The 20,941-nt window shown below is 51.1% G+C and carries 36 protein-coding genes; 6 read left to right on the top strand and 30 right to left on the bottom strand.

Annotated elements, in window-relative coordinates; genetic code table 11:
* Positions 1 to 279: 279 nt before the first annotated feature.
* A complete protein-coding gene (locus tag ACOXYR_RS23680; protein WP_108477159.1) occupies positions 280 to 834 on the top strand; it encodes a gamma carbonic anhydrase family protein in 555 nt (184 codons plus the stop codon).
* Here ACOXYR_RS23680 and ACOXYR_RS23675 read toward each other — a convergent pair.
* The 6 genes from ACOXYR_RS23675 to dprA are packed head-to-tail and all read right to left on the bottom strand — an operon-like array spanning position 810 to position 4,602.
* Positions 810 to 1,067 carry a DUF1488 family protein gene (locus ACOXYR_RS23675; RefSeq protein ID WP_108477158.1) on the bottom strand — a complete coding sequence of 86 codons (258 nt, stop codon included), beginning with the start codon at positions 1,065 to 1,067 and terminating at the stop codon, positions 810 to 812. The genes ACOXYR_RS23680 and ACOXYR_RS23675 overlap by 25 nt on opposite strands.
* Positions 1,064 to 1,882, bottom strand: a complete 819-nt coding sequence (gene aroE / locus ACOXYR_RS23670) for a shikimate dehydrogenase (protein ID WP_108477157.1) — start codon at positions 1,880 to 1,882, stop codon at positions 1,064 to 1,066. The genes ACOXYR_RS23675 and aroE overlap by 4 nt, the downstream gene beginning before the upstream one ends.
* 3 nt (positions 1,883 to 1,885) lie before the next feature.
* A complete protein-coding gene (gene tsaC / locus ACOXYR_RS23665; protein ID WP_108477156.1) occupies positions 1,886 to 2,458 on the bottom strand; it encodes an L-threonylcarbamoyladenylate synthase type 1 TsaC in 573 nt (190 codons plus the stop codon).
* 4 nt (positions 2,459 to 2,462) lie between these two features.
* The gene (locus tag ACOXYR_RS23660) at positions 2,463 to 3,005 is read right to left on the bottom strand and encodes a DNA topoisomerase family protein (RefSeq protein ID WP_108477155.1); all 543 of its coding nucleotides are present in this window, start codon (positions 3,003 to 3,005) and stop codon (positions 2,463 to 2,465) included.
* Between the two features lie 27 nt (positions 3,006 to 3,032).
* Positions 3,033 to 3,506: a DUF494 family protein Smg gene (gene smg, locus ACOXYR_RS23655; protein WP_015962757.1), complete on the bottom strand. Its 474-nt coding sequence runs from the start codon at positions 3,504 to 3,506 to the stop codon at positions 3,033 to 3,035.
* Entirely contained in the window at positions 3,478 to 4,602 is a 1,125-nt protein-coding gene (dprA, locus tag ACOXYR_RS23650) for a DNA-protecting protein DprA (protein WP_421356663.1), read from the bottom strand. The genes smg and dprA overlap by 29 nt, the downstream gene beginning before the upstream one ends.
* Before the next feature lie 129 nt (positions 4,603 to 4,731).
* Between dprA and def the strand changes: the two genes are divergently transcribed.
* From def to mscL, 5 genes are all read left to right on the top strand, one after another.
* Entirely contained in the window at positions 4,732 to 5,241 is a 510-nt protein-coding gene (def, locus tag ACOXYR_RS23645; protein ID WP_015962755.1) for a peptide deformylase, read from the top strand.
* A 14-nt stretch (positions 5,242 to 5,255) separates the two neighbouring features.
* Positions 5,256 to 6,203 carry a methionyl-tRNA formyltransferase gene (gene fmt / locus ACOXYR_RS23640; RefSeq protein WP_108477153.1) on the top strand — a complete coding sequence of 316 codons (948 nt, stop codon included), beginning with the start codon at positions 5,256 to 5,258 and terminating at the stop codon, positions 6,201 to 6,203.
* A 54-nt stretch (positions 6,204 to 6,257) separates the two neighbouring features.
* Positions 6,258 to 7,547 carry a 16S rRNA (cytosine(967)-C(5))-methyltransferase RsmB gene (gene rsmB, locus ACOXYR_RS23635; RefSeq protein ID WP_407731694.1) on the top strand — a complete coding sequence of 430 codons (1,290 nt, stop codon included), beginning with the start codon at positions 6,258 to 6,260 and terminating at the stop codon, positions 7,545 to 7,547.
* A gap of 21 nt (positions 7,548 to 7,568) precedes the next feature.
* Positions 7,569 to 8,945, top strand: coding sequence for a Trk system potassium transporter TrkA (gene trkA / locus ACOXYR_RS23630; RefSeq protein WP_108477152.1), 1,377 nt, complete (start codon positions 7,569 to 7,571; stop codon positions 8,943 to 8,945).
* A gap of 144 nt (positions 8,946 to 9,089) precedes the next feature.
* Positions 9,090 to 9,500: a large-conductance mechanosensitive channel protein MscL gene (gene mscL / locus ACOXYR_RS23625; protein ID WP_108477151.1), complete on the top strand. Its 411-nt coding sequence runs from the start codon at positions 9,090 to 9,092 to the stop codon at positions 9,498 to 9,500.
* Here mscL and ACOXYR_RS23620 read toward each other — a convergent pair whose 3' ends face one another.
* The 24 genes from ACOXYR_RS23620 to rpsC all read right to left on the bottom strand — a co-directional run bounded on the left by ACOXYR_RS23620 (position 9,501) and on the right by rpsC (position 20,940).
* Positions 9,501 to 9,716, bottom strand: coding sequence for an alternative ribosome-rescue factor A (locus tag ACOXYR_RS23620; protein ID WP_108477150.1), 216 nt, complete (start codon positions 9,714 to 9,716; stop codon positions 9,501 to 9,503).
* A 57-nt stretch (positions 9,717 to 9,773) separates the two neighbouring features.
* Positions 9,774 to 10,199, bottom strand: a complete 426-nt coding sequence (gene zntR / locus ACOXYR_RS23615) for a Zn(2+)-responsive transcriptional regulator (RefSeq protein ID WP_108477149.1) — start codon at positions 10,197 to 10,199, stop codon at positions 9,774 to 9,776.
* A gap of 6 nt (positions 10,200 to 10,205) precedes the next feature.
* Positions 10,206 to 10,574: a DnaJ family domain-containing protein gene (locus ACOXYR_RS23610; RefSeq protein WP_189624534.1), complete on the bottom strand. Its 369-nt coding sequence runs from the start codon at positions 10,572 to 10,574 to the stop codon at positions 10,206 to 10,208.
* A 106-nt stretch (positions 10,575 to 10,680) separates the two neighbouring features.
* Positions 10,681 to 11,064, bottom strand: a complete 384-nt coding sequence (gene rplQ / locus ACOXYR_RS23605) for a 50S ribosomal protein L17 (RefSeq protein WP_001216368.1) — start codon at positions 11,062 to 11,064, stop codon at positions 10,681 to 10,683.
* 40 nt (positions 11,065 to 11,104) lie between these two features.
* The gene (locus ACOXYR_RS23600; RefSeq protein ID WP_015962747.1) at positions 11,105 to 12,094 is read right to left on the bottom strand and encodes a DNA-directed RNA polymerase subunit alpha; all 990 of its coding nucleotides are present in this window, start codon (positions 12,092 to 12,094) and stop codon (positions 11,105 to 11,107) included.
* Between the two features lie 25 nt (positions 12,095 to 12,119).
* Positions 12,120 to 12,740: a 30S ribosomal protein S4 gene (gene rpsD, locus ACOXYR_RS23595; protein ID WP_002919224.1), complete on the bottom strand. Its 621-nt coding sequence runs from the start codon at positions 12,738 to 12,740 to the stop codon at positions 12,120 to 12,122.
* Between the two features lie 33 nt (positions 12,741 to 12,773).
* Complete coding sequence (rpsK, locus tag ACOXYR_RS23590) at positions 12,774 to 13,163, bottom strand: 30S ribosomal protein S11 (RefSeq protein WP_002919257.1); 390 nt, start codon at positions 13,161 to 13,163, stop codon at positions 12,774 to 12,776.
* Between the two features lie 16 nt (positions 13,164 to 13,179).
* A complete protein-coding gene (rpsM, locus tag ACOXYR_RS23585; protein ID WP_012908431.1) occupies positions 13,180 to 13,536 on the bottom strand; it encodes a 30S ribosomal protein S13 in 357 nt (118 codons plus the stop codon).
* 146 nt (positions 13,537 to 13,682) lie between these two features.
* Positions 13,683 to 13,799: a 50S ribosomal protein L36 gene (gene rpmJ, locus ACOXYR_RS23580; RefSeq protein ID WP_000868187.1), complete on the bottom strand. Its 117-nt coding sequence runs from the start codon at positions 13,797 to 13,799 to the stop codon at positions 13,683 to 13,685.
* Positions 13,800 to 13,830: 31 nt separating this feature from the next.
* Positions 13,831 to 15,162, bottom strand: coding sequence for a preprotein translocase subunit SecY (gene secY, locus ACOXYR_RS23575; RefSeq protein ID WP_015962746.1), 1,332 nt, complete (start codon positions 15,160 to 15,162; stop codon positions 13,831 to 13,833).
* Positions 15,163 to 15,169: 7 nt separating this feature from the next.
* On the bottom strand, positions 15,170 to 15,604 hold the full coding sequence (gene rplO / locus ACOXYR_RS23570) for a 50S ribosomal protein L15 (RefSeq protein ID WP_015962745.1): 435 nt from the start codon (positions 15,602 to 15,604) through the stop codon (positions 15,170 to 15,172).
* Between the two features lie 3 nt (positions 15,605 to 15,607).
* Positions 15,608 to 15,787 (bottom strand): 50S ribosomal protein L30, encoded by a 180-nt coding sequence (rpmD, locus tag ACOXYR_RS23565; RefSeq protein ID WP_001140434.1) that lies wholly within the window; start codon positions 15,785 to 15,787, stop codon positions 15,608 to 15,610.
* A gap of 3 nt (positions 15,788 to 15,790) precedes the next feature.
* On the bottom strand, positions 15,791 to 16,294 hold the full coding sequence (gene rpsE / locus ACOXYR_RS23560) for a 30S ribosomal protein S5 (protein WP_015962744.1): 504 nt from the start codon (positions 16,292 to 16,294) through the stop codon (positions 15,791 to 15,793).
* Between the two features lie 14 nt (positions 16,295 to 16,308).
* Positions 16,309 to 16,662, bottom strand: coding sequence for a 50S ribosomal protein L18 (gene rplR, locus ACOXYR_RS23555; protein WP_000358960.1), 354 nt, complete (start codon positions 16,660 to 16,662; stop codon positions 16,309 to 16,311).
* 9 nt (positions 16,663 to 16,671) lie between these two features.
* Complete coding sequence (gene rplF / locus ACOXYR_RS23550; RefSeq protein WP_012135817.1) at positions 16,672 to 17,205, bottom strand: 50S ribosomal protein L6; 534 nt, start codon at positions 17,203 to 17,205, stop codon at positions 16,672 to 16,674.
* A 12-nt stretch (positions 17,206 to 17,217) separates the two neighbouring features.
* A complete protein-coding gene (rpsH, locus tag ACOXYR_RS23545) occupies positions 17,218 to 17,610 on the bottom strand; it encodes a 30S ribosomal protein S8 (RefSeq protein WP_003031127.1) in 393 nt (130 codons plus the stop codon).
* Positions 17,611 to 17,640: 30 nt separating this feature from the next.
* Positions 17,641 to 17,946, bottom strand: coding sequence for a 30S ribosomal protein S14 (gene rpsN, locus ACOXYR_RS23540; RefSeq protein ID WP_003863291.1), 306 nt, complete (start codon positions 17,944 to 17,946; stop codon positions 17,641 to 17,643).
* Positions 17,947 to 17,956: 10 nt separating this feature from the next.
* Entirely contained in the window at positions 17,957 to 18,496 is a 540-nt protein-coding gene (gene rplE / locus ACOXYR_RS23535) for a 50S ribosomal protein L5 (protein WP_007702494.1), read from the bottom strand.
* Positions 18,497 to 18,510: 14 nt separating this feature from the next.
* On the bottom strand, positions 18,511 to 18,825 hold the full coding sequence (gene rplX / locus ACOXYR_RS23530; RefSeq protein ID WP_015962742.1) for a 50S ribosomal protein L24: 315 nt from the start codon (positions 18,823 to 18,825) through the stop codon (positions 18,511 to 18,513).
* Positions 18,826 to 18,835: 10 nt separating this feature from the next.
* The gene (gene rplN / locus ACOXYR_RS23525; protein WP_000613954.1) at positions 18,836 to 19,207 is read right to left on the bottom strand and encodes a 50S ribosomal protein L14; all 372 of its coding nucleotides are present in this window, start codon (positions 19,205 to 19,207) and stop codon (positions 18,836 to 18,838) included.
* A 166-nt stretch (positions 19,208 to 19,373) separates the two neighbouring features.
* Complete coding sequence (rpsQ, locus tag ACOXYR_RS23520) at positions 19,374 to 19,628, bottom strand: 30S ribosomal protein S17 (protein ID WP_002438707.1); 255 nt, start codon at positions 19,626 to 19,628, stop codon at positions 19,374 to 19,376.
* Positions 19,628 to 19,819: a 50S ribosomal protein L29 gene (gene rpmC / locus ACOXYR_RS23515; RefSeq protein ID WP_108477147.1), complete on the bottom strand. Its 192-nt coding sequence runs from the start codon at positions 19,817 to 19,819 to the stop codon at positions 19,628 to 19,630. The genes rpsQ and rpmC overlap by 1 nt, the downstream gene beginning before the upstream one ends.
* Positions 19,819 to 20,229 (bottom strand): 50S ribosomal protein L16, encoded by a 411-nt coding sequence (gene rplP, locus ACOXYR_RS23510; RefSeq protein WP_002919759.1) that lies wholly within the window; start codon positions 20,227 to 20,229, stop codon positions 19,819 to 19,821. Before rplP ends, rpmC begins: the two co-directional genes overlap by 1 nt.
* A gap of 12 nt (positions 20,230 to 20,241) precedes the next feature.
* Positions 20,242 to 20,940, bottom strand: a complete 699-nt coding sequence (rpsC, locus tag ACOXYR_RS23505; RefSeq protein ID WP_006817277.1) for a 30S ribosomal protein S3 — start codon at positions 20,938 to 20,940, stop codon at positions 20,242 to 20,244.
* Between the last annotated feature and the right edge of the window lies 1 nt (position 20,941).

Here is a 20,941-nt window from a genome sequence, read left to right as displayed (position 1 = left end):
CTTCCTCTCTCAGAGTCAACCCTGATTTTCAGGATTTTTCTCTTCAACCAACTCGGCTGTTTGTGTGAAGTGATTCACATCCGCCGTGTCGATGGAGGCGCATTATAGGGAGTTTGCTTCTTAGCACAAGGCCTTTTTAGATCTTTTTTTCTGACTGCTGTTTTTTCAAACTTTTCGCTTTCTAACTGCGCAATTTGCTTAAATTTTGAAGTGAGAAACCGCGGAATCGAGGCAATAATGATCGTCTGTTCCCTAAACGATCGTTTTAAAGAGGTAAACATGGCCGCAGACTTACGCCATTATAAAGATCTTTTCCCCACCATTGGCGCTCGTGTGCTGATTGATCCCACCAGCGTGGTGATTGGCGACGTGCGAATTGCCGATGATGTCAGTATCTGGCCGCTGGTCGCCATTCGCGGCGATGTTAACTATGTTCAGATTGGCGCGCGCAGCAATATTCAGGATGGAAGCGTTCTTCACGTGACCCATAAATCAGCACATAACCCTGACGGTAACCCGCTTATCATTGGCGATGACGTAACAGTCGGGCATAAAGTCATGCTGCACGGCTGCACCGTGGGTAATCGGGTACTGGTCGGTATGGGCTCTATCTTGCTGGATGGCGTGGTGATTGAAGATGACGTCATGATTGGTGCGGGTAGCCTGGTGCCTCAGCATAAGCGGCTGGAGAGTGGCTATCTTTATCTGGGCAGCCCTGTTAAACAGATTCGTCCATTGAAGGCGTCTGAACTGGAAGGGTTAAAATATTCGGCCAACAATTACGTGAAATGGAAAGATGATTACCTGAATCAGGATAACCAGACCCAACCCTGATTATCTTCCTGCTGGTCACGGATAAGATCGCTGGCTTCCTCTTCCAGATCCCAGCGGTTTTCCTGAAACAACGCTAACCATACCTGAGGCGTTTCGCCGCCAAAGCGGGCGATCATCGTTTCGCGGCGAATGGCACACATTAACTGCATGCCCTGTACCAGCGCCGGAAAACAGACAGCGCACAGGTCGTCATCCCAATGCTCGCGGTCAGGAAACTGAATGGCCTGATTCATGCGCGCAACGCCTGCTTCATCTGTTCAATCACCGGTTCGATTTGCGGCAGCACGCCATGCCAGAGCAATACCGCATGCGCAGCTTGTCCCACCAGCATACCTAATCCATCGGCACACTGTTTTGCCCCATGCTGCTGGCACCAGGCGAGGAAAGGTGTATCCCCTTTCTGGTAAAACATGTCGTAGCAATAAAGAGAAGGATGGATCAGCGATGCCGGGATCGCTGGGATCTCACCATTAATACCGCTTGATGTTGCATTGATAATTAAATCAAACTCATGCCCTTCCAGCGCATCCAGCCCCAACGCCTGGACGCTGCCCGTATGCGCAAAAAGCTGTGCCAGTTCTTGCGCACGGGAAGCCGTACGGTTGGCGATGGTGACTGAACAATCCATCGAGAGCAACGGCAGCAAGACTCCGCGCGTCGCGCCCCCCGCTCCCAGCAGAAGAATTCGCAGCCCCGGTCGAATAAAAGAGAGACGTTCAAGGTCGCTCAATAAACCAATGCCATCGGTGTTATCCCCCAACAAACGCCCGTCTTCCAGTCGCTTGAGCGTATTAACCGCCCCTGCCAGGGCAGCGCGCTCGGTCAGTTCATCTGCCCGGGCGAACGCTTCTTCTTTAAAAGGTACGGTGACGTTCGCCCCCTTCCCTCCTTGTGCAAAGAACGCGTTGAGCGTGTTAACAAAATCATCAAGTGGCGCCAGCACGCGCCCATAGGGATGAGTAATGTTCAGCTGCTGCGCAAACTGTTGATGAATAAAAGGCGATTTACTGTGCGCAATCGGGTTACCAAAGACGGCATAGGTTTCCATGAGTTACCCCTGGCGGAAGAGTTCGCCCGTCAGGGCGTCACGGATTTCAGATGGATTGAGTCGACCACCGGTCAACGCATCCACCACCGGGAACGCATCGCCAAACTGCTGGCGAACTTCCTCTGTCGTGCGACATGGCGGCTGACCGGTGAGGTTTGCGCTGGTCGAGACCAGAGGTTTACCGTAAGCATTACAAAGTTCAATGACCACCGGATGATCGGTAACGCGCACGGCGAGGGAATCAAAGCGCCCTGTCAGCCAGGCAGGCGTTGTGGCTTTAGCCGGGAACACAAACGTGACCGGTCCAGGCCAGCAGGCAAATACTGCCTCACGCTGCGCGGTAGTTAACGCGGTATCATCGATATACGGTTCCAGTTGTTCGAAGCTTGCCGCAATCAGAATCAGCCCTTTTTCAACCGGGCGTTGTTTGAGTTCAAGCAGGCGATGTACGGCGATTTCACTGTCAGGGTCGCAACCGACGCCAAACACAGCTTCGGTTGGATAAGCGATGACTTCTTTATTCTTCAGAGCGATAACCGCACGCTGTACGGCTTCTGATGGCAGGTTATTATTCACTGATTTATTCCGCCGGAATCGGCTTTCCACATTGTTTACTGGCACAATAGCGCTTCAGGCCATGCGCCGTTTTCTTTTCGATGAGTAACGGGTAATGACACTCAGGGCACTCGCCCGCGACAGGGGTGAAGTTAAGCACAAACTGACACTCCGGATAGCGATCGCAGGAGTGGAACGTTTTGCCATAGCGTGAACGGCGCTGAACCAGATGCCCTTGCTGGCATTGTGGGCAGGCGATGGCTGTTTCATCAGGTTTATCGATAAGTTCGGTATGCTCGCAGGCCGGATACTGGCTGCAACCAATAAACATCCCAAAACGGCCCTGGCGAAGCGCGAGCTCGGCACCACATTCCGGGCACAACTGCCCCTCCAGAATTTTGACGATATGTCCATCCGCCTGACTCTTCAGGGGACGGACATAGTCACACTCTGGATAATGGGAACAACCAAGAAACGGCCCATGCTTGCCGGATCGTATTACCAGTTCAGCCCCGCACTGCGGGCAGGGCTCGTTTTTACGCACTGTAAAGAGTGCTGATTTGGCCATAACAACTCTTACTGCTGCACCATCGAATTAGTGCAGCATACCTTCATTCACGTCGAAGAGTAATTCTTCCATTTGTTGATACGCGTTTTCACACCCCGGAAGATTGAACAGAACCATCAGAATTACCCATTTGAGATCTTCCAGTTCGAACTCTGCAGTATCCAGAGCCATCACGCGTTCAATCACCATTTCTCGCGTTTCGAGGTTTAGCACCTGAATTTGTTCCAGGAATAACAAGAATCCCCGACAACTGGCATCCAGTCTCTGGCTCTCTTCCGCCGTAAAAATGCGAACAGAAAGCGGATCGGAAGCTAACTGCATCGGTTCGACAAGCCCTTCCTGATAATCAGCGAGCTTCTCGAGCCACATCAACGCGTTGAAAATGTCCTCACGTTCAAAACCTGCTTCGGTGAGATCCCGTGTCAGTTTATCCTGATCCACGCGCATTTCAGCTTCGTTATGGATGTAAGTTTCAAACAAGTACAGTAGTACGTCGAACATGGCATGCCCTCCTTAATCGGACATAGCCGCCGGGTACAGCTGCGATCCATCCTGCTAACTCCAGTTCGAGTAGCTGAGCCACGGTCACTGGCACAGGTTGGCCGGCACGTTCAGCGACGACGTCAACAGGTGTTACCTCATCTCCTACGTTAGCCAGGAGCTCAGGAAATGGCAATGCTACAGAATCCTGATCTGGTGAATATTTTGACGTATCCTGCGCATTTTCAGACTGAAAAAGCGCAATTTGCCCTGATTCAAGAATATCTTCAGGTGTTGTGACTAACATCGCCCCCTGCTGAATCAACCAGTGCGGCCCCTCATAGCCAGGGTTACCGAGGGGCCCGGGAATCGCATACACCTCTCGCCCCTGCTCCAGAGCGCAACGCGCCGTCACGAGGGAACCACTTTTCAATGCCGCTTCGACCACCAGTACACCGCGACTAAGGCCGCTAATTATGCGATTACGCCGCGGGAAATTATGCGGCAACGGCGTCATCGCAAGGGGAAACTCCGAGACCAGCGCCCCACCTGACATCACAATATCCTCCGCCAGTTGGCGATGCCGATGCGGATAGATGTGACTTAATCCATTACCCAATACGGCGATGGTTTTGCCCGCCATACGTAATGCGCTACGGTGAGCAATCGCATCAATACCCAGCGCAAGGCCACTGGTAATGGTCACGCCCTGCAGCGCGAAGGCCTCGCAAAATGCGCGCCCCCATTGCTCACCGTACCATGAGAAATTTCGGCTACCGACCACCGCCAACTGACAAGTACTCAGTAGCGGCAAATTGCCGCGCACAAAAAGCGCTGCCGGATAATCACTGATGGCTCGCAGCGCTGTAGGATAGTAAGGAGAATTGGCCAGCAAAAAATGATTATCAGGCTGCGAGAGCCAGTGCTCACTTTCGCTAACCTCTTGCGCAGTCATTGAAAAAAAACGAGCCGCCTGCTTCGCGGTTAGCCCGACATCACGTAAGTTTTTCAACGTAACGGTTGGCTCCCGTATCAGGGCCTCGGCGATGTTTTGCATCTTGTCGCCGTATAGATCGTTTATCTTTACCAAACGAAGCCATATCTCTGTAGGTGACATCCTTTTCCCCTTGCCACAAGCGGCATCAGCAATCTTTGCGATTGGTCACTGATGCTGTCAATTGGAGGGGGTTTTGTCTAGAATAGAGGTAATATTCTTTCCAACTCCTGAACAGAACTCTGGAGATTTATGGCAGTCTTGCAAGTGTTACATATTCCGGACGAGCGTCTTCGCAAAGTCGCTAAACCGGTTGAAGAAGTAAATGCAGAAATTCAGCGTATCGTCGATGATATGTTCGAAACCATGTACGCCGAAGAAGGTATTGGCCTGGCGGCAACGCAGGTGGATATCCATCAGCGCATTATCGTCATTGATGTTTCTGAAAATCGTGATGAGCAACTGGTGCTGATCAACCCGGAGCTGCTGGAAAAACACGGCGACACCGGTATTGAGGAAGGTTGCCTGTCGATCCCGGAACAGCGTGCGCTGGTGCCACGTGCCGAGCAGGTAAAAATCCGCGCGCTCGACCGTAACGGTAAAGCGTTCGAACTTGAAGCAGACGGCCTGCTGGCTATCTGTATCCAACACGAAATGGACCACTTAGTCGGTAAACTGTTTATCGATTATTTGTCCCCGCTGAAACAACAGCGTATTCGTCAGAAAGTCGAGAAACTGGATCGCCTGAACGCGCGTGCCTAAGGATAAGGAACAACGTGTCTGATTCACTACGTATCATCTTTGCGGGTACCCCCGATTTTGCAGCGCGTCATCTTGACGCGCTGTTGTCGTCTGAACATCAGGTCGTGGGCGTATTCACTCAGCCCGACCGCCCGGCGGGACGCGGCAAAAAACTGATGCCGAGCCCGGTAAAAGTGCTGGCCGAAGAGAAAGGGGTACCGGTATTTCAGCCGGTTTCACTACGCCCCCAGGAAAACCAACAGTTGGTTGCCGATTTACAGGCCGATGTGATGGTCGTGGTGGCCTACGGGTTAATCCTGCCAAAAGCTGTGCTCGACATGCCGCGACTGGGCTGCATTAACGTGCATGGTTCCCTGCTGCCACGCTGGCGTGGCGCGGCACCTATTCAGCGTTCGTTGTGGGCTGGCGATACTCAAACTGGCGTCACTATCATGCAGATGGACGTTGGCCTTGATACGGGTGATATGCTGCACAAGCTCTCCTGCCCAATCACCGCCGACGATACCAGCGGTAGCCTGTACGATAAGCTGGCCGACCTGGGCCCGCAAGGGCTTCTGCATACGCTGGCTCAACTCGCCGCAGGTACCGCTAAACCGGAAGTTCAGGATGAAGCGCTGGTCACTTATGCTGAGAAACTCAGCAAAGAAGAAGCGCGCGTCGACTGGTCGCTCAGCGCGGCACAGCTTGAGCGCTGTATTCGCGCCTTTAATCCGTGGCCGATGAGTTATATTGTGATTGATGAACAGCCAGTGAAAATCTGGCAGGCGTCAGTCATCAATACTCCAACAAACGCAGTGCCAGGAACCATTCTGGAAGCTAATCGCCAGGGTATTCAGGTTGCGACGGGCGAGGGAATTCTTAACCTTCTCTCTCTGCAGCCGGCGGGTAAAAAAGCCATGGGCGTGCAGGATCTCCTGAATTCACGCCGGGAGTGGTTTATTCCCGGAAACCGTCTCGCCTGACGGCCACTCTCTTTTTTAAGCCCGGTGTCGCCGGGCATTTTTATTTTTGCGGTTATGAAAAAAAACATTAATTTACGCAGTCTGGCAGCGCAAACCGTCGAGCAAGTTGTCGAGCAGGGCCAATCATTAAGTAACGTTCTGCCTGCAATGCAGCTGAAGGTATCCGATAAAGATAAAGCTTTGCTTCAGGAGCTCTGCTTTGGTGTACTTCGCACGCTTTCTCAACTGGAATGGTTCATCCATAAGCTGATGTCACGCCCGATGACGGGTAAGCAGCGAACGGTTCACTACCTGATTATGGTCGGTCTCTATCAATTGCTGTATACGCGTATTCCGCCACATGCCGCGCTGGCGGAAACGGTAGAAGGCGCTGTGGCGATTAAGCGCCCGCAGTTGAAAGGGTTAATCAACGGCGTATTGCGTCAATTCCAGCGCCAACAGGATGAACTACAGGCCGAGTTTTCACAGACCGATGTTCGTTATCTGCATCCCTCCTGGCTGGTGAAACGCATCAAACAAGCCTATCCGCAACAGTGGGAAGCTATTCTTGAGGCGAACAATCAGCGCCCACCAATGTGGCTGCGTGTGAACCGTAATCATCACACACGCGACGCGTGGCTTGCGCTGCTGGCTGAAGCAGGATTAACCGGCTTCCCGCATGCGGAGTATCCTGACGCCGTACGCCTTGAGACACCGGCACCAGTACATGCGCTCCCCGGATTTGATGAAGGTTGGGTCACCGTTCAGGATGCCTCCGCACAAGGTTGTATGACGTATCTGCAACCCGAAAATGGAGAGCAGATCCTCGACCTTTGCGCAGCGCCGGGCGGTAAAACAACACATATTCTGGAAGTGGCACCAGAAGCCAATGTGATGGCCGTTGATGTGGACGAAAAACGCCTGTCGCGCGTCTATGACAACCTGAAACGTCTGGGCATGAAAGCGTCGGTGAAGCAGGGCGATGGCCGTTTCCCGGAGCAATGGTGTGGTGAACAGCAATTTGATCGCATTCTTCTTGATGCGCCCTGTTCAGCAACGGGGGTCATACGTCGCCATCCAGATATTAAGTGGCTACGCCGCGATCGCGATATTCCAGAGCTGGCACAGTTACAGGCTGAGATCCTCAACGCGACCTGGATGCACCTTAAACCAGGCGGCACGCTGGTTTACGCAACCTGCTCTATTCTCCCGGAAGAGAACAGCCAGCAAATTGCTGCATTCCTGCAACGCACACCGGATGCCGTGTTGAGTGAAACCGGCACACCAGAACAGCCCGGTAAACAGAATTTACCAGGCGCAGAAGAAGGTGATGGCTTCTTTTACGCTAAGCTAATCAAAAAATGATGAGATAACGGGTCGCGACTGATGAAAATTATCATTCTGGGCGCAGGTCAAGTAGGCGGAACGCTGGCTGAAAACCTGGTCGGAGAGAATAACGACATCACTATTGTGGATACCAATAGCGAGCGTCTGCGTGGTTTGCAGGACAAATTTGACCTGCGCGTCGTTCAGGGCCACGGCTCTCATCCACGCGTGCTGCGTGAGGCCGGTGCCGATGACGCCGATATGCTGGTTGCCGTAACCAGCTCCGACGAAACCAATATGGTGGCCTGTCAGGTCGCCTATTCCCTCTTTAACACACCAAACCGTATCGCCCGTATTCGCTCACCCGACTACGTACGTGACGCGGAGAAACTGTTCAATACTGACGCGGTGCCTATCGATCACCTGATTGCGCCTGAGCAACTGGTTATCGATAACATCTATCGCCTGATCGAATACCCAGGCGCGCTGCAGGTGGTTAATTTCGCTGAAGGAAAAGTGAGCCTCGCGGTGGTAAAAGCCTATTACGGCGGGCCGCTGGTAGGTAATGCGCTCTCGACCATGCGCGACCATATGCCGCATATTGATACGCGTGTCGCGGCTATTTTCCGTCACGACACGCCTATTCGCCCGCAGGGTTCAACCATTGTGGAGGCAGGCGATGAAGTATTCTTTATCGCGGCATCCCAGCATATTCGCGCTGTCATGAGCGAATTGCAACGTCTGGAAAAACCGTACAAGCGCATCATGCTGGTCGGCGGCGGTAACATCGGCGCAGGTCTGGCGCGCAGGCTGGAAAAAGATTACAGCGTGAAGCTGATCGAGCGCGATCAACAGCGTGCCGCCGAACTGGCAGAGAAGTTGCAGAATACGATCGTCTTCTTTGGCGATGCATCGGATCAAGAGTTGCTGGCGGAAGAACATATCGATCAGGTTGATCTGTTCATTGCCGTCACCAACGATGATGAAGCGAACATTATGTCCGCGATGCTGGCCAAGCGGATGGGTGCGAAAAAAGTGATGGTGTTGATCCAACGCCGCGCCTACGTTGACCTTGTTCAGGGGAGCGTGATTGATATCGCGATTTCGCCACAACAGGCCACCATTTCCGCCCTGTTGAGCCACGTGCGTAAAGCCGATATCGTCGGCGTTTCTTCCCTGCGTCGCGGTGTCGCTGAAGCCATCGAAGCCGTTGCCCATGGTGATGAAAGCACTTCGCGGGTTGTCGGTAGAGTCATTGATGAGATAAAACTCCCTCCGGGTACCATCATCGGCGCGATTGTACGCGGTAATGATGTCATGATTGCCAATGATAATTTACGCATTGAGCAAGGGGACCATGTAATTATGTTCCTTACGGACAAAAAATTTATTACCGATGTCGAACGATTGTTCCAGCCAAGCCCCTTCTTCCTTTAATTACAAAAGGCGTTCTCAGGAACGCTTTTTTATTAACCCTTTCTTATTTAAGGCTAAATTTGCACAGCTGAATTATTGTTAATAATGGAAATTACATAAACATTTGTTAAACTTATAAACGTCAGCTGGCACAAGGAGAATAACATGAGCATTATTAAAGAGTTTCGCGAATTCGCGATGCGTGGAAACGTTGTTGATTTGGCGGTGGGTGTCATTATTGGTGCGGCGTTCGGTAAGATTGTATCGTCATTGGTTGCCGATATTATTATGCCACCGCTGGGCTTATTAATTGGCGGGATCGATTTTAAACAATTTGCGCTGACATTACGTGAAGCGCAGGGAGATGTTCCGGCTGTAGTAATGCACTACGGCGTGTTCATTCAAAATGTCTTTGATTTTGTGATCGTGGCTTTCGCTATCTTTATGGCAATCAAACTGATCAACAAACTTAATCGTAAGAAAGAAGAACCGGCTGCGGATCCGAAACCAACGAAAGAAGAAGTGCTGCTTTCTGAAATCCGCGACCTGCTGAAAGAACAAAATAACCGTTCTTAATCACGCGACCAAAAGCAGAAGACCAGTGGTAAAGAAGCGATTCGCTTGTTTGCCACTGGCCTCCCAGTTACCTCGTTTTGCATGCTTCGTTTTACGCAGATAACTCCCTTTCCCTTTTTTATTCTTCTCAACGCGTTGCCTGAACAACGGGTCATGCAGAAGTGCCTCAATGGCGTTATCGTTTATTTGCCCTTTGGTGTGCTGATAGCGGCTCATCATTTTCTCCTGATGGATAATCATTCGGCGCGAGTGTAAATCCGTACCGTGATAAATTCAACAGCCTTTAATATTATTGTCAGCCCCCTGCTCCAGAGTCTCAAGGATAGAACAATAAACACTGCTATGAGCCGTGCCACAGCAGGCATCATTCAGCTTCTTAAGCGACCGTTGCATTGATTGTAGCTCTTCAATGCGTGACTCCACTTCGCGAAGGCGCGCCTGGACAATACTTTTGGATTCCTGGCAGGTGTGATGTTCAGGGTCAACGCGAATCGAAAGCAGCTCGCGGATGGCCTCAAGGGTAAAACCCAGTTGGCGAGCATAGCGGATAAATTTCAGGCGCTGAAGATCGTTGCCCGTATACAAGCGGAATCCACCTTCGGTACGAACTTCATGATCCATCATCTGCTGCTTTTCATAGTAGCGGATCGTATCGGGCGTCACGCCGGCCAGCTTAGCCAGTTCACCAATGCGGTACATGGATTTTTACTCCTCATTAAACCGATTAATCAATTTTTCCGCATATTCGCCACGCAGAAAATCGGTGCTCATACCAGCCTGGCGCAACTTCAGCTCCATTAATGCGAGTCGACGGCTCAATTCCTGATAACGTTCATCTTCTTTGTGAATACCGTTAAGTAGATCAACCAGCGCCAATGCTTCTTTGCGCTGCTCAACCTCTGGCGGCAAACAGCCCGCATTCTTCAACAGGCGATAACCTGAGCGTAGCTCTTCAGGTACAGCCGAATCATCGTCGAGCATTAAAGGCTTGCCCTGCCCGGGAAGATTATCGAAATCACCATTACGCTGGGCATCAGCGATGTGACGCTCTGCCCACTGGTCGATTAACCACATGACAGCACTCCAGGATGAGCAGAAGAGTTATTACTATTGTAGAGAGATGGGGGAAGTGGAGATATAAAAAAACCCGCCGGAGCGGGTTTTTTTACGATACTACAGATTACTCTGCAGCAGCTTCTGCTTTCTCTGAACGATCAACCAGCTCGATGTAAGCCATCGGCGCGTTGTCGCCTGCACGGAAGCCACACTTCAGAATACGAGTGTAACCACCGGCACGGCTCGCGAAACGCGGGCCCAGTTCGTTAAACAGTTTTGCCACGATCTCGTTATCACGAGTACGGGCGAATGCCAGACGACGATTAGCAACGCTATCAGTCTTGGCAAGAGTAATCAGCGGCTCAACTACGCGACGCAGTTCTTTCGCTTTAGGCAGGGTCGTCTTGATGATTTCATGACGAACCAGTGAACCTGCCATGTTGCGGAACATAGCCTGGCGATGGCTGCTGTTGCGGTTCAGTTGACGACCACTCTTACGATGGCGCATGACCTTATCCTTCTCAGTAAAACCTTAACCTGTGATCCGGTTACTCGTCAGCAATGCTTGCCGGTGGCCAGTTTTCCAGGCGCATACCCAGAGACAGTCCACGGGAGGCCAGCACGTCTTTAATCTCAGTAAGAGATTTTTTACCCAGGTTAGGCGTCTTAAGAAGCTCAACCTCGGTACGCTGTACCAGATCACCGATATAGTGGATAGCTTCTGCCTTAAGGCAGTTAGCAGAGCGGACAGTCAATTCCAGATCGTCAACAGGGCGCAGCAGGATCGGATCGAATTCTGGTTTCTCTTCTTTAACTTCTGGCTGACGTACATCACGTAAGTCAACAAAAGCTTCCAGTTGTTCAGCCAGGATGGTTGCCGCACGACGAATCGCCTCTTCAGGATCGATTGTGCCGTTGGTTTCCATTTCGATGACCAGCTTGTCCAGGTCGGTACGCTGTTCTACACGCGCTGCTTCAACATTGTAGGCAATACGCTCTACAGGGCTATAGCAGGCGTCGACCAACAGACGGCCGATCGGGCGCTCATCTTCTTCCGAATGAATTCGGGAAGAAGCCGGCACATAACCGCGACCGCGCTGAACTTTGATACGCATGCTGATAGCTGCGTTTTCATCGGTCAGGTGGCAGATCACGTGCTGCGGCTTGACGATTTCGACATCACCGTCGTGGGTGATATCGGCTGCGGTCACAGGGCCAATGCCAGATTTATTCAAGGTAAGAATAACTTCATCTTTACCCTGAACTCTCACCGCCAGCCCTTTCAGGTTGAGCAGGATTTCCAGGATATCTTCCTGAACGCCTTCTTTGGTGCTGTACTCATGAAGTACACCATCAATCTCAACCTCGGTCACCGCGCAACCCGGCATCGATGAGAGCAGAATACGGCGCAGTGCGTTACCCAGAGTATGGCCAAAGCCACGCTCTAAAGGCTCAAGGGTCACCTTGGCGTGCGTCGAACTCACTTGCTCGATATCTACCAGGCGCGGTTTTAGAAACTCTGTCACAGAACCCTGCATTGTGTCCTCTCTTTGGTACTAAGCTTTACTTGGAGTAAAGCTCGACGATCAGGTGTTCGTTAATGTCCGCAGACAGATCAGAACGCTCAGGCTGACGCTTGAACGTGCCTTCCATCTTGCCAGCATCAACTTCCAGCCAGGTTGGCTTTTCACGCTGTTCAGCCAGCTCAAGAGCGGCTTTCACGCGAGATTGCTTTTTCGCTTTCTCACGGATGCTAACAACGTCATTCGCCTTAACCTGATAAGAAGCGATGTTAACAACACGACCGTTTACCATGATTGCTTTATGGCTAACCAGCTGGCGTGCTTCAGCACGAGTGGCGCCAAAGCCCATACGGTATACAACGTTGTCCAGACGACCTTCCAGCAGAGCCAACAGGTTTTCACCGGTGTTGCCTTTCAGACGTGCTGCTTCTTTGTAGTAGTTACGGAATTGACGCTCCAGCACACCGTACATACGGCGAACTTTTTGCTTCTCACGCAACTGCACACCATAGTCAGACAGACGCGGTTTACGCGCACCGTGCTGGCCAGGAGCTTGTTCAATTTTACACTTGGTATCGATCGCGCGAACGCCAGACTTAAGGAATAAGTCGGTGCCCTCACGACGGCTCAGCTTGAGCTTAGGACCCAAATATCTTGCCATTTTCTTTCTCCAACTAACCTGGAAAACGTAGCGTTATACGCGACGTTTTTTCGGCGGACGACAACCGTTATGAGGGATCGGAGTCACATCAGTAATATTAGTGATGCGGAAACCAGCGGCGTTCAGAGCACGAATAGTAGATTCGCGACCCGGACCCGGACCTTTGACCATAACTTCCAGATTCTTGATGCCGTATTCTTTTACGGCTTCTGCGCAACGCTCTGCCGCAACCTGAGCTGCGAACGGAGTGGATTTGCGAGAACCACGGAAACCGGAACCACCGGCTGTTGCCCAACCCAGCGCGTTACCCTGACGATCGGTAATAGTCACGATGGTGTTGTTGAAAGAAGCATGGATATGAGCCACGCCGTCAGAGACTTGTTTTCTTACACGTTTACGTGCACGAATTGGTGCCTTTGCCATTATTCAATCACCCCGATTATTTCTTGATCGGTTTGCGCGGACCCTTACGGGTACGTGCGTTGGTCTTGGTACGCTGACCGCGAACCGGGAGACCACGACGATGACGCAAACCGCGATAGCAACCAAGATCCATCAGGCGCTTGATGCTCATGCTGATTTCACGGCGCAGATCACCTTCAACGACAAATTTGGCAACTTCGTCACGCAGCGTGTCGATTTGTCCTTCAGACAGCTCACTGATCTTAACATTTTCAGCGATACCCGCTGCAGCCAGGATGGCTTTAGAACGGGTCTTACCGATGCCGTAGATCGAAGTTAATGCGATCACAGCATGTTTTTGATCAGGAATGTTAATGCCTGCTATACGGGCCACTATGCACTCCTACTATTTAATATGTACGCACCATGCTGAAAAGCCCGTTTTCAGGATACTCAAATGGAAACGTACAGACATACAAAAGATTGGCTGGCTAATCTAGCCAGCTCAACCCAACTTTGCAAGAAAAATATGCGAATAAATCAGCCTTGGCGCTGTTTATGCTTCGGCTCGGCACTGCAAATCACACGGATGACACCATCACGCTTAACGATTTTGCAGTTACGGCATAATTTCTTGACGGAAGCACGAACTTTCATTTTTACTCTCCGTAACTTCTCGGGCGACCAATTATCGGCCGTAGCCTTTCAGGTTCGCCTTCTTCAATGCAGACTCGTACTGACTTGACATCATCAGAGTTTGCACTTGAGCCATAAAGTCCATAATCACGACAACAACGATAAGCAGTGAGGTCCCACCGAAGTAGAACGGTACTTTCATTGCATCACGCATGAACTCCGGGATCAGGCAGATAAAGGTAATATACAACGCACCAACCAGGGTCAGGCGGGTCATTACTTTATCGATATACTTCGCCGTTTGCTCTCCCGGACGAATTCCTGGTACAAATGCACCGGACTTCTTCAGGTTATCTGCTGTTTCACGCGGGTTGAAGACCAACGCCGTGTAGAAGAAACAGAAGAAGATGATCGCAGACGCATAGAGTAACACATAAAGTGGTTGCCCAGGCTGCAAATACAGCGAAATTGTTGTCAGCCAGTTCCAACCAGTCCCGCCCCCGAACCATGACGCGATGGTTGCCGGGAACAGAATAATACTGGAAGCGAAGATTGCCGGGATTACCCCTGCCATATTCACTTTCAGCGGTAAATGTGTGCTCTGTGCAGCATAGACACGACGACCTTGCTGACGTTTGGCGTAGTTTACCACAATGCGGCGTTGACCACGCTCAACAAATACAACAAAGAACGTCACTGCAAATACTAATACTGCAACCAACAGCAACAGGAGGAAGTGCAGGTCGCCTTGACGCGCTTGCTCGATAGTATGGGCAATGGCTGGCGGGAGTCCCGCAACGATACCAGCGAAGATAATGATTGAGATACCGTTGCCGATACCGCGCTCAGTAATCTGTTCGCCGAGCCACATCAGGAACATAGTCCCTGTAACCAGACTTACAACAGCGGTGAAATAGAATGCAAAGCCTGGGTTAATCACCAGGCCCTGCATACCAGGCATATTCGGCAGACCGGTAGCAATACCGATCGACTGGAATATCGCCAGCACCAGAGTACCGTAGCGGGTGTACTGGCTGATCTTACGACGACCAGACTCCCCTTCTTTCTTAATTTCTGCCAGCGTCGGATGAACCACCGTCAGCAGCTGGATAATGATCGACGCCGAAATATACGGCATGATCCCCAGAGCAAAGATAGAAGCACGGCTGAGAGCACCACCAGAGAACATGTTAAACATCTCAATGATGGTGCCTCGCTGTTGCTCAAGCAGTTTGGCAAGTACAGCGGCATCAATACCAGGGATCGGAATAAAAGAGCCAATACGGAACACAATAAGCGCACCGATTACAAACAGCAGTCTGCGTTTCAGCTCGCCTAAGCCACCTTTGGCACTTTGAAAATCTAATCCCGGTTGTTTAGCCATCTGCTACTTATTCCTCGATTTTACCGCCAGCAGCTTCGATAGCAGCACGAGCGCCTTTAGTAACACGCAGGCCACGAACAGTTACCGGAGTAGTGACTTCACCAGCCAGGATCACTTTCGCGAACTCGATCTGGATACCGATAATGTTAGCTGCTTTCAGCGTGTTCAGGTCTACAACACCGCCTTCCACTTTCGCCAGGTCAGACAGACGGATTTCCGCTGTGATCGCTGCTTTGCGAGAAGTGAAGCCGAATTTCGGCAGACGACGGTACAGAGGCATCTGACCACCCTCGAAACCACGACGTACGCCACCGCCAGAACGAGACTTCTGACCTTTGTGACCACGACCGCCGGTTTTACCGAGGCCAGAACCGATACCACGACCCAGACGGCGACCCGCCTTTTTAGAGCCTTCGGCCGGAGACAGAGTATTTAAACGCATCTCTTACTCCTCAACTTTAACCATGAAGGAAACCGCGTTGACCATACCACGAACAGCAGGAGTATCCTCGCGCTCTACGGTGTGACCAATACGACGCAGACCCAGGCCAAGCAGCGTTGCCTTGTGTTTCGGCAGACGACCGATTGCACTGCGGGTTTGAGTAATTTTAATAGTCTTTGCCATGGTTTATTTCCCCAGAATTTCTTCAACGGATTTACCACGCTTGGCAGCGACCATTTCCGGAGATTTCATATTTTCCAGACCATCGATAGTTGCACGAACCACGTTAATCGGGTTAGTGGAACCATACGCTTTAGCCAGAACGTTACGAACTCCAGCGACTTCCAGAACGGCGCGCATTGCACCACCGGCGATGATACCGGTACCTTCGGAAGCCGGCTGCATGAATACACGAGAACCCGTGTGAGTACCCTTAACTGGGTGCTGCAGGGTGCCGGTATTCAGCGCGACGTTAATCATATTGCGACGGGCTTTTTCCATCGCTTTCTGGATCGCTGCTGGAACTTCACGCGCTTTACCGTAACCAAAACCTACGCGACCGTTACCATCGCCTACTACAGTCAGAGCTGTGAAGGAGAAAATACGACCACCTTTAACGGTTTTAGATACGCGGTTTACCGCGATCAGCTTTTCCTGCAGTTCGCCAGCTTGTTTTTCGATGTGAGCCATCTTACACCTCTACCTTAGAACTGAAGGCCAGCTTCACGGGCAGCATCTGCCAGTGCCTGGACACGACCATGATATTGGAACCCGGAACGGTCAAAGGATACATCTTTGATGCCTTTTTCCAGAGCGCGTTCAGCAACAGCTTTACCCACAGCTGCAGCCGCGTCTTTGTTACCGGTGTACTTCAGTTGTTCAGCGATAGCTTTTTCTACAGTAGAAGCAGCTACCAGAACTTCGGAACCGTTCGGTGCAATTACCTGTGCGTAAATATGACGCGGGGTACGATGTACCACCAGGCGAGTTGCGCCCAGCTCCTGGAGCTTGCGGCGTGCGCGGGTCGCACGACGGATACGAGCAGATTTCTTATCCATAGTGTTACCTTACTTCTTCTTAGCCTCTTTGGTACGCACGACTTCGTCGGCGTAACGAACACCCTTGCCTTTATAAGGCTCAGGACGACGGTAGGCGCGCAGATCCGCTGCAACCTGACCGATCACCTGCTTATCAGCGCCTTTCAGCACGATTTCAGTCTGAGTCGGACATTCAGCAGTGATACCCGCAGGCAGCTGATGGTCAACCGGGTGAGAGAAACCTAAAGACAGGTTTACTACATTCCCTTTAACCGCTGCACGATAACCTACACCAACCAGCTGTAGCTTCTTAGTGAAGCCTTCGGTAACACCGATAACCATTGAGTTCAGCAGGGCACGCGCGGTACCAGCCTGAGCCCATCCGTCTACGTAACCATCACGCGGACCGAAGGTCAGTGCATTATCTGCATGTTTAACTTCAACAGCATCGTTGAGAGTACGAGTCAGCTCGCCGTTTTTACCTTTGATCGTAATAACCTGACCGTTGATTTTTACATCAACGCCGGCAGGAACAACGACCGGTGCTTTAGCAACACGAGACATTTTTTCCTCCGATTAGGCTACGTAGCAGATAATTTCGCCACCAAGACCAGCCTGGCGCGCTGCACGATCAGTCATAACACCTTTAGAGGTAGAAACAACTGCGATACCCATGCCGGCCATAACTTTCGGCAGCTCATCTTTACGTTTATAGATGCGCAGACCTGGGCGGCTGACACGCTGAATGCTTTCTACAACAGCTTTACCCTGGAAATACTTGAGAGTCAGTTCCAGTTCCGGCTTGGTGTCGCCTTCAACTTTAAAATCTTCAATAAAACCTTCTTCCTTCAGCACGTTGGCAATTGCCACTTTCAGCTTGGAGGAAGGCATGGTGACCGCAGCTTTGTTCGCGGCCTGACCGTTACGGATACGGGTCAGCATATCCGCGATCGGATCTTGCATGCTCATCTGTCTTTACTCCCGTGATTCAATTGGTAATTACCAGCTAGCCTTTTTCAAGCCTGGTACTTCACCGCGCATAGCGGCTTCACGAAGCTTAATACGGCTCAACCCGAACTTGCCCACATAACCATGCGGACGACCTGTTTGACGGCAGCGGTTACGCTGACGAGACGGGCTGGAATCACGCGGCAGACTCTGCAGCTTCAGAACAGCGTTCCAACGATCTTCATCGGAAGCGTTCACATCAGAGATGATAGCTTTCAGTTCAGCGCGTTTAGCGAAGAATTTATCAGCTAAAGCTACGCGTTTTACTTCGCGTGCTTTCATTGATTGCTTAGCCATTCAGTAACCCTTACTTGCGGAACGGGAAGTCAAAGGCAGCCAGCAGAGCACGGCCTTCTTCGTCAGATTTCGCAGTAGTGGTAATGGTAATATCCAAACCACGCACGCGGTCGACTTTATCGTAGTCGATTTCTGGGAAGATGATCTGCTCACGGACACCCATGCTGTAGTTACCACGGCCATCGAATGACTTAGCGGACAGGCCACGGAAGTCACGGATACGCGGTACAGCAATAGTGATCAGGCGCTCAAAGAACTCCCACATGCGTTCGCCACGCAGAGTTACTTTACAGCCGATCGGATAGCCCTGACGGATTTTGAAGCCTGCAACTGATTTGCGTGCTTTGGTGATCAGCGGTTTTTGACCGGAGATTGCTGCCAGGTCAGCTGCTGCGTTATCCAGCAGTTTCTTGTCAGCGATCGCTTCACCAACACCCATGTTCAGGGTGATCTTCTCGACCCGAGGGACTTGCATGACAGAATTGTAGTTAAACTCAGTCATGAGTTTGTTAACTACTTCGTCTTTGTAGTAATCATGCAGTTTCGCCATCGTACTACTCCAAATTACTTGATAGTTTCGCTGTTAGACTTGAAGAAACGGACTTTTTTGCCGTCTTCGAATCTAAAGCCTACACGGTCGGCCTTGCCGGTTGCCGCATTGAAGATTGCAATGTTAGAGATCTGAATAGCTGCTTCTTTCTCAACAATGCCACCTGGTTGGTTCAGGGCCGGAACCGGCTTCTGATGTTTCTTAACCAGGTTGATACCTTCAACAATGACCTTGCCGGAAGACAGGACATTTTTTACTTTACCGCGTTTACCTTTATCTTTACCGGTTAACACGATAACTTCGTCATCACGACGGATCTTCGCTGCCATGATTCGCTCCTTAGAGTACTTCTGGTGCCAGAGAGATAATTTTCATGAACTTCTCGTTACGAAGTTCACGAGTTACCGGCCCAAAAATACGCGTACCGATAGGCTGCTCGCTGTTATTGTTTAAAATAACGCATGCATTACCATCGAAGCGAATGACAGAACCGTCCGGGCGACGAACACCCTTCTTGGTGCGCACCACTACCGCCTTCAGCACATCACCTTTTTTGACCTTACCACGCGGAATTGCTTCCTTGATGGTGATCTTGATGATGTCGCCTACGCCTGCGTAGCGACGGTGCGAGCCACCCAGAACCTTGATACACATTACGCGACGTGCACCGGAGTTGTCGGCGACGTTCAGCATAGTCTGTTCTTGGATCATTTTAGTGCTCCGCTAATGTCAACTACTACTGAGACCCGAAAGTCAGGCCATTAAAAAGCCCCATATATCGAGGGCGCGGCATTATAACACCACTCTCAAGATATGGGTAGAAAAAATAAACGGCTCATCGCTGAGCCGTTTATTCGTATCGAGAATGCGTACTGTATTACAGAACCGCTTTCTCTACAACGCGAACCAGCGTCCAGGACTTAGTCTTGGACAGCGGACGGCATTCACGGATTTCAACCTTGTCGCCGATACCGCATTCGTTGTTCTCGTCATGTACGTGCAGTTTGGTCGTACGCTTAATGAATTTACCGTAGATCGGGTGTTTCACAAAACGTTCGATAGCAACAACAATGGATTTCTCCATTTTATCGCTAACAACGCGACCTTGCAGAGTACGGATTTTATCGGTCATTACGCACCCGCCTTCTCAGTCAGTAAAGTCTTAACACGTGCAACATCACGACGCACTTGCTTCAGCAGATGAGTCTGTTGCAGCTGGCCACTTGCAGCCTGCATGCGCAGGTTGAACTGCTCACGCAGCAAGTTCAGCAGCTCAGCGTTCAGATCTTCAACGCTTTTTTCACGCAGCTCTTTTGCTTTCATTACATCACCGTCTTAGTTACAAAGGTGGTTTTGATCGGCAGTTTCGCGGCTGCGAGGCCGAATGCTTCACGGGCCAGCTCTTCCGGTACACCGTCCATTTCATACAGGACTTTGCCCGGCTGAATCAAGGCAACCCAATACTCCACGTTACCTTTACCTTTACCCATACGAACTTCAAGAGGCTTCTCGGTAATCGGTTTGTCCGGGAATACACGGATCCAGATTTTACCTTGACGCTTCACTGCACGGGTCATAGCACGACGTGCTGCTTCGATCTGACGTGCAGTCAGACGACCACGGCCAACAGCTTTCAGACCGAAAGTGCCGAAGCTAACATCCGTACCCTGCGCCAGACCGCGGTTACGGCCTTTGTGCACTTTACGGAATTTTGTACGCTTTGGTTGTAACATCAGCGACGCTCCTTATTTACGGCCTTTACGCTGCTGCTTTTTAGGTTGAGCAGCCGGTTCCGGTTGTTCAACAGCAGCCATACCACCCAGGATCTCACCTTTGAAGATCCATACCTTAACGCCGATTACACCGTAAGTGGTGTGCGCTTCAGAGGTGTTGTAGTCGATGTCAGCACGCAGAGTGTGCAGCGGTACACGACCTTCGCGGTACCATTCGGTACGTGCGATTTCCGCGCCGCCCAGACGGCCGCTAACTTCAACTTTGATACCTTTAGCGCCCAGACGCATTGCGTTCTGTACAGCACGCTTCATAGCACGACGGAACATAACACGACGTTCCAGCTGAGAAGTGATGCTGTCAGCAACCAATTTAGCGTCCAGTTCAGGCTTACGAACTTCGGCGATATTGATCTGAGCAGGAACGCCAGCGATATCCGCTACGACCTTGCGCAGTTTTTCTACGTCTTCGCCTTTCTTACCGATAACGATACCCGGGCGAGCAGTGTGAATAGTCACACGGATGCTCTTAGCCGGACGCTCGATAACGATACGAGATACGGACGCTTTTGCCAGTTCCTTCGTCAGGTACTGACGGACTTTAAAATCGCTGTCCAGGTTGTCAGCGAATTCTTTGGTGTTCGCGAACCAGGTAGAGTTCCATGGTTTGACAATACCCAGGCGAATACCATTAGGATGTACTTTCTGACCCATT

It is taken from the genome of Pseudocitrobacter faecalis (assembly GCF_965231525.1).
In the GTDB taxonomy this organism is placed as follows: Bacteria; Pseudomonadota; Gammaproteobacteria; order Enterobacterales; family Enterobacteriaceae; genus Pseudocitrobacter; species Pseudocitrobacter faecalis.
Note: the sequence above shows the minus strand (reverse complement) of the source record. Positions and strands in the feature narration are given on the sequence as shown.

What these genes read in the sequence shown, in the direction of transcription:
- ACOXYR_RS23620 (WP_108477150.1), bottom strand. Translation starts at nt 9,716, where the DNA reads ATGAGCCGCTATCAGCACACCAAAGGGCAAATAAACGATAACGCCATT.
- secY (WP_015962746.1), bottom strand. Translation starts at nt 15,162, where the DNA reads ATGGCTAAACAACCGGGATTAGATTTTCAAAGTGCCAAAGGTGGCTTA.
- rplO (WP_015962745.1), bottom strand. Translation starts at nt 15,604, where the DNA reads ATGCGTTTAAATACTCTGTCTCCGGCCGAAGGCTCTAAAAAGGCGGGT.
- zntR (WP_108477149.1), bottom strand. Translation starts at nt 10,199, where the DNA reads ATGTACCGCATTGGTGAACTGGCTAAGCTGGCCGGCGTGACGCCCGAT.
- rplR (WP_000358960.1), bottom strand. Translation starts at nt 16,662, where the DNA reads ATGGATAAGAAATCTGCTCGTATCCGTCGTGCGACCCGCGCACGCCGC.
- ACOXYR_RS23660 (WP_108477155.1), bottom strand. Translation starts at nt 3,005, where the DNA reads ATGGCCAAATCAGCACTCTTTACAGTGCGTAAAAACGAGCCCTGCCCG.
- aroE (WP_108477157.1), bottom strand. Translation starts at nt 1,882, where the DNA reads ATGGAAACCTATGCCGTCTTTGGTAACCCGATTGCGCACAGTAAATCG.
- ACOXYR_RS23675 (WP_108477158.1), bottom strand. Translation starts at nt 1,067, where the DNA reads ATGAATCAGGCCATTCAGTTTCCTGACCGCGAGCATTGGGATGACGAC.
- rplP (WP_002919759.1), bottom strand. Translation starts at nt 20,229, where the DNA reads ATGTTACAACCAAAGCGTACAAAATTCCGTAAAGTGCACAAAGGCCGT.
- rpsQ (WP_002438707.1), bottom strand. Translation starts at nt 19,628, where the DNA reads ATGACCGATAAAATCCGTACTCTGCAAGGTCGCGTTGTTAGCGATAAA.
- rpsK (WP_002919257.1), bottom strand. Translation starts at nt 13,163, where the DNA reads ATGGCAAAGGCACCAATTCGTGCACGTAAACGTGTAAGAAAACAAGTC.
- smg (WP_015962757.1), bottom strand. Translation starts at nt 3,506, where the DNA reads ATGTTCGACGTACTACTGTACTTGTTTGAAACTTACATCCATAACGAA.
- rpsH (WP_003031127.1), bottom strand. Translation starts at nt 17,610, where the DNA reads ATGAGCATGCAAGATCCGATCGCGGATATGCTGACCCGTATCCGTAAC.
- rpmJ (WP_000868187.1), bottom strand. Translation starts at nt 13,799, where the DNA reads ATGAAAGTTCGTGCTTCCGTCAAGAAATTATGCCGTAACTGCAAAATC.
- rplX (WP_015962742.1), bottom strand. Translation starts at nt 18,825, where the DNA reads ATGGCAGCGAAGATCCGTCGTGATGACGAAGTTATCGTGTTAACCGGT.
- rpsC (WP_006817277.1), bottom strand. Translation starts at nt 20,940, where the DNA reads ATGGGTCAGAAAGTACATCCTAATGGTATTCGCCTGGGTATTGTCAAA.
- trkA (WP_108477152.1), top strand. Translation starts at nt 7,569, where the DNA reads ATGAAAATTATCATTCTGGGCGCAGGTCAAGTAGGCGGAACGCTGGCT.
- rsmB (WP_407731694.1), top strand. Translation starts at nt 6,258, where the DNA reads ATGAAAAAAAACATTAATTTACGCAGTCTGGCAGCGCAAACCGTCGAG.
- rplN (WP_000613954.1), bottom strand. Translation starts at nt 19,207, where the DNA reads ATGATCCAAGAACAGACTATGCTGAACGTCGCCGACAACTCCGGTGCA.
- rplF (WP_012135817.1), bottom strand. Translation starts at nt 17,205, where the DNA reads ATGTCTCGTGTTGCTAAAGCACCGGTCGTTGTTCCTGCCGGCGTTGAT.
- def (WP_015962755.1), top strand. Translation starts at nt 4,732, where the DNA reads ATGGCAGTCTTGCAAGTGTTACATATTCCGGACGAGCGTCTTCGCAAA.
- mscL (WP_108477151.1), top strand. Translation starts at nt 9,090, where the DNA reads ATGAGCATTATTAAAGAGTTTCGCGAATTCGCGATGCGTGGAAACGTT.
- rplE (WP_007702494.1), bottom strand. Translation starts at nt 18,496, where the DNA reads ATGGCGAAACTGCATGATTACTACAAAGACGAAGTAGTTAACAAACTC.
- ACOXYR_RS23610 (WP_189624534.1), bottom strand. Translation starts at nt 10,574, where the DNA reads ATGTGGTTAATCGACCAGTGGGCAGAGCGTCACATCGCTGATGCCCAG.
- rpmD (WP_001140434.1), bottom strand. Translation starts at nt 15,787, where the DNA reads ATGGCAAAGACTATTAAAATTACTCAAACCCGCAGTGCAATCGGTCGT.
- ACOXYR_RS23680 (WP_108477159.1), top strand. Translation starts at nt 280, where the DNA reads ATGGCCGCAGACTTACGCCATTATAAAGATCTTTTCCCCACCATTGGC.
- dprA (WP_421356663.1), bottom strand. Translation starts at nt 4,602, where the DNA reads ATGTCACCTACAGAGATATGGCTTCGTTTGGTAAAGATAAACGATCTA.
- rpsN (WP_003863291.1), bottom strand. Translation starts at nt 17,946, where the DNA reads ATGGCTAAGCAATCAATGAAAGCACGCGAAGTAAAACGCGTAGCTTTA.
- rpsD (WP_002919224.1), bottom strand. Translation starts at nt 12,740, where the DNA reads ATGGCAAGATATTTGGGTCCTAAGCTCAAGCTGAGCCGTCGTGAGGGC.
- ACOXYR_RS23600 (WP_015962747.1), bottom strand. Translation starts at nt 12,094, where the DNA reads ATGCAGGGTTCTGTGACAGAGTTTCTAAAACCGCGCCTGGTAGATATC.
- rpmC (WP_108477147.1), bottom strand. Translation starts at nt 19,819, where the DNA reads ATGAAAGCAAAAGAGCTGCGTGAAAAAAGCGTTGAAGATCTGAACGCT.
- rpsE (WP_015962744.1), bottom strand. Translation starts at nt 16,294, where the DNA reads ATGGCTCACATCGAAAAACAAGCTGGCGAACTGCAGGAAAAGCTGATC.
- rplQ (WP_001216368.1), bottom strand. Translation starts at nt 11,064, where the DNA reads ATGCGCCATCGTAAGAGTGGTCGTCAACTGAACCGCAACAGCAGCCAT.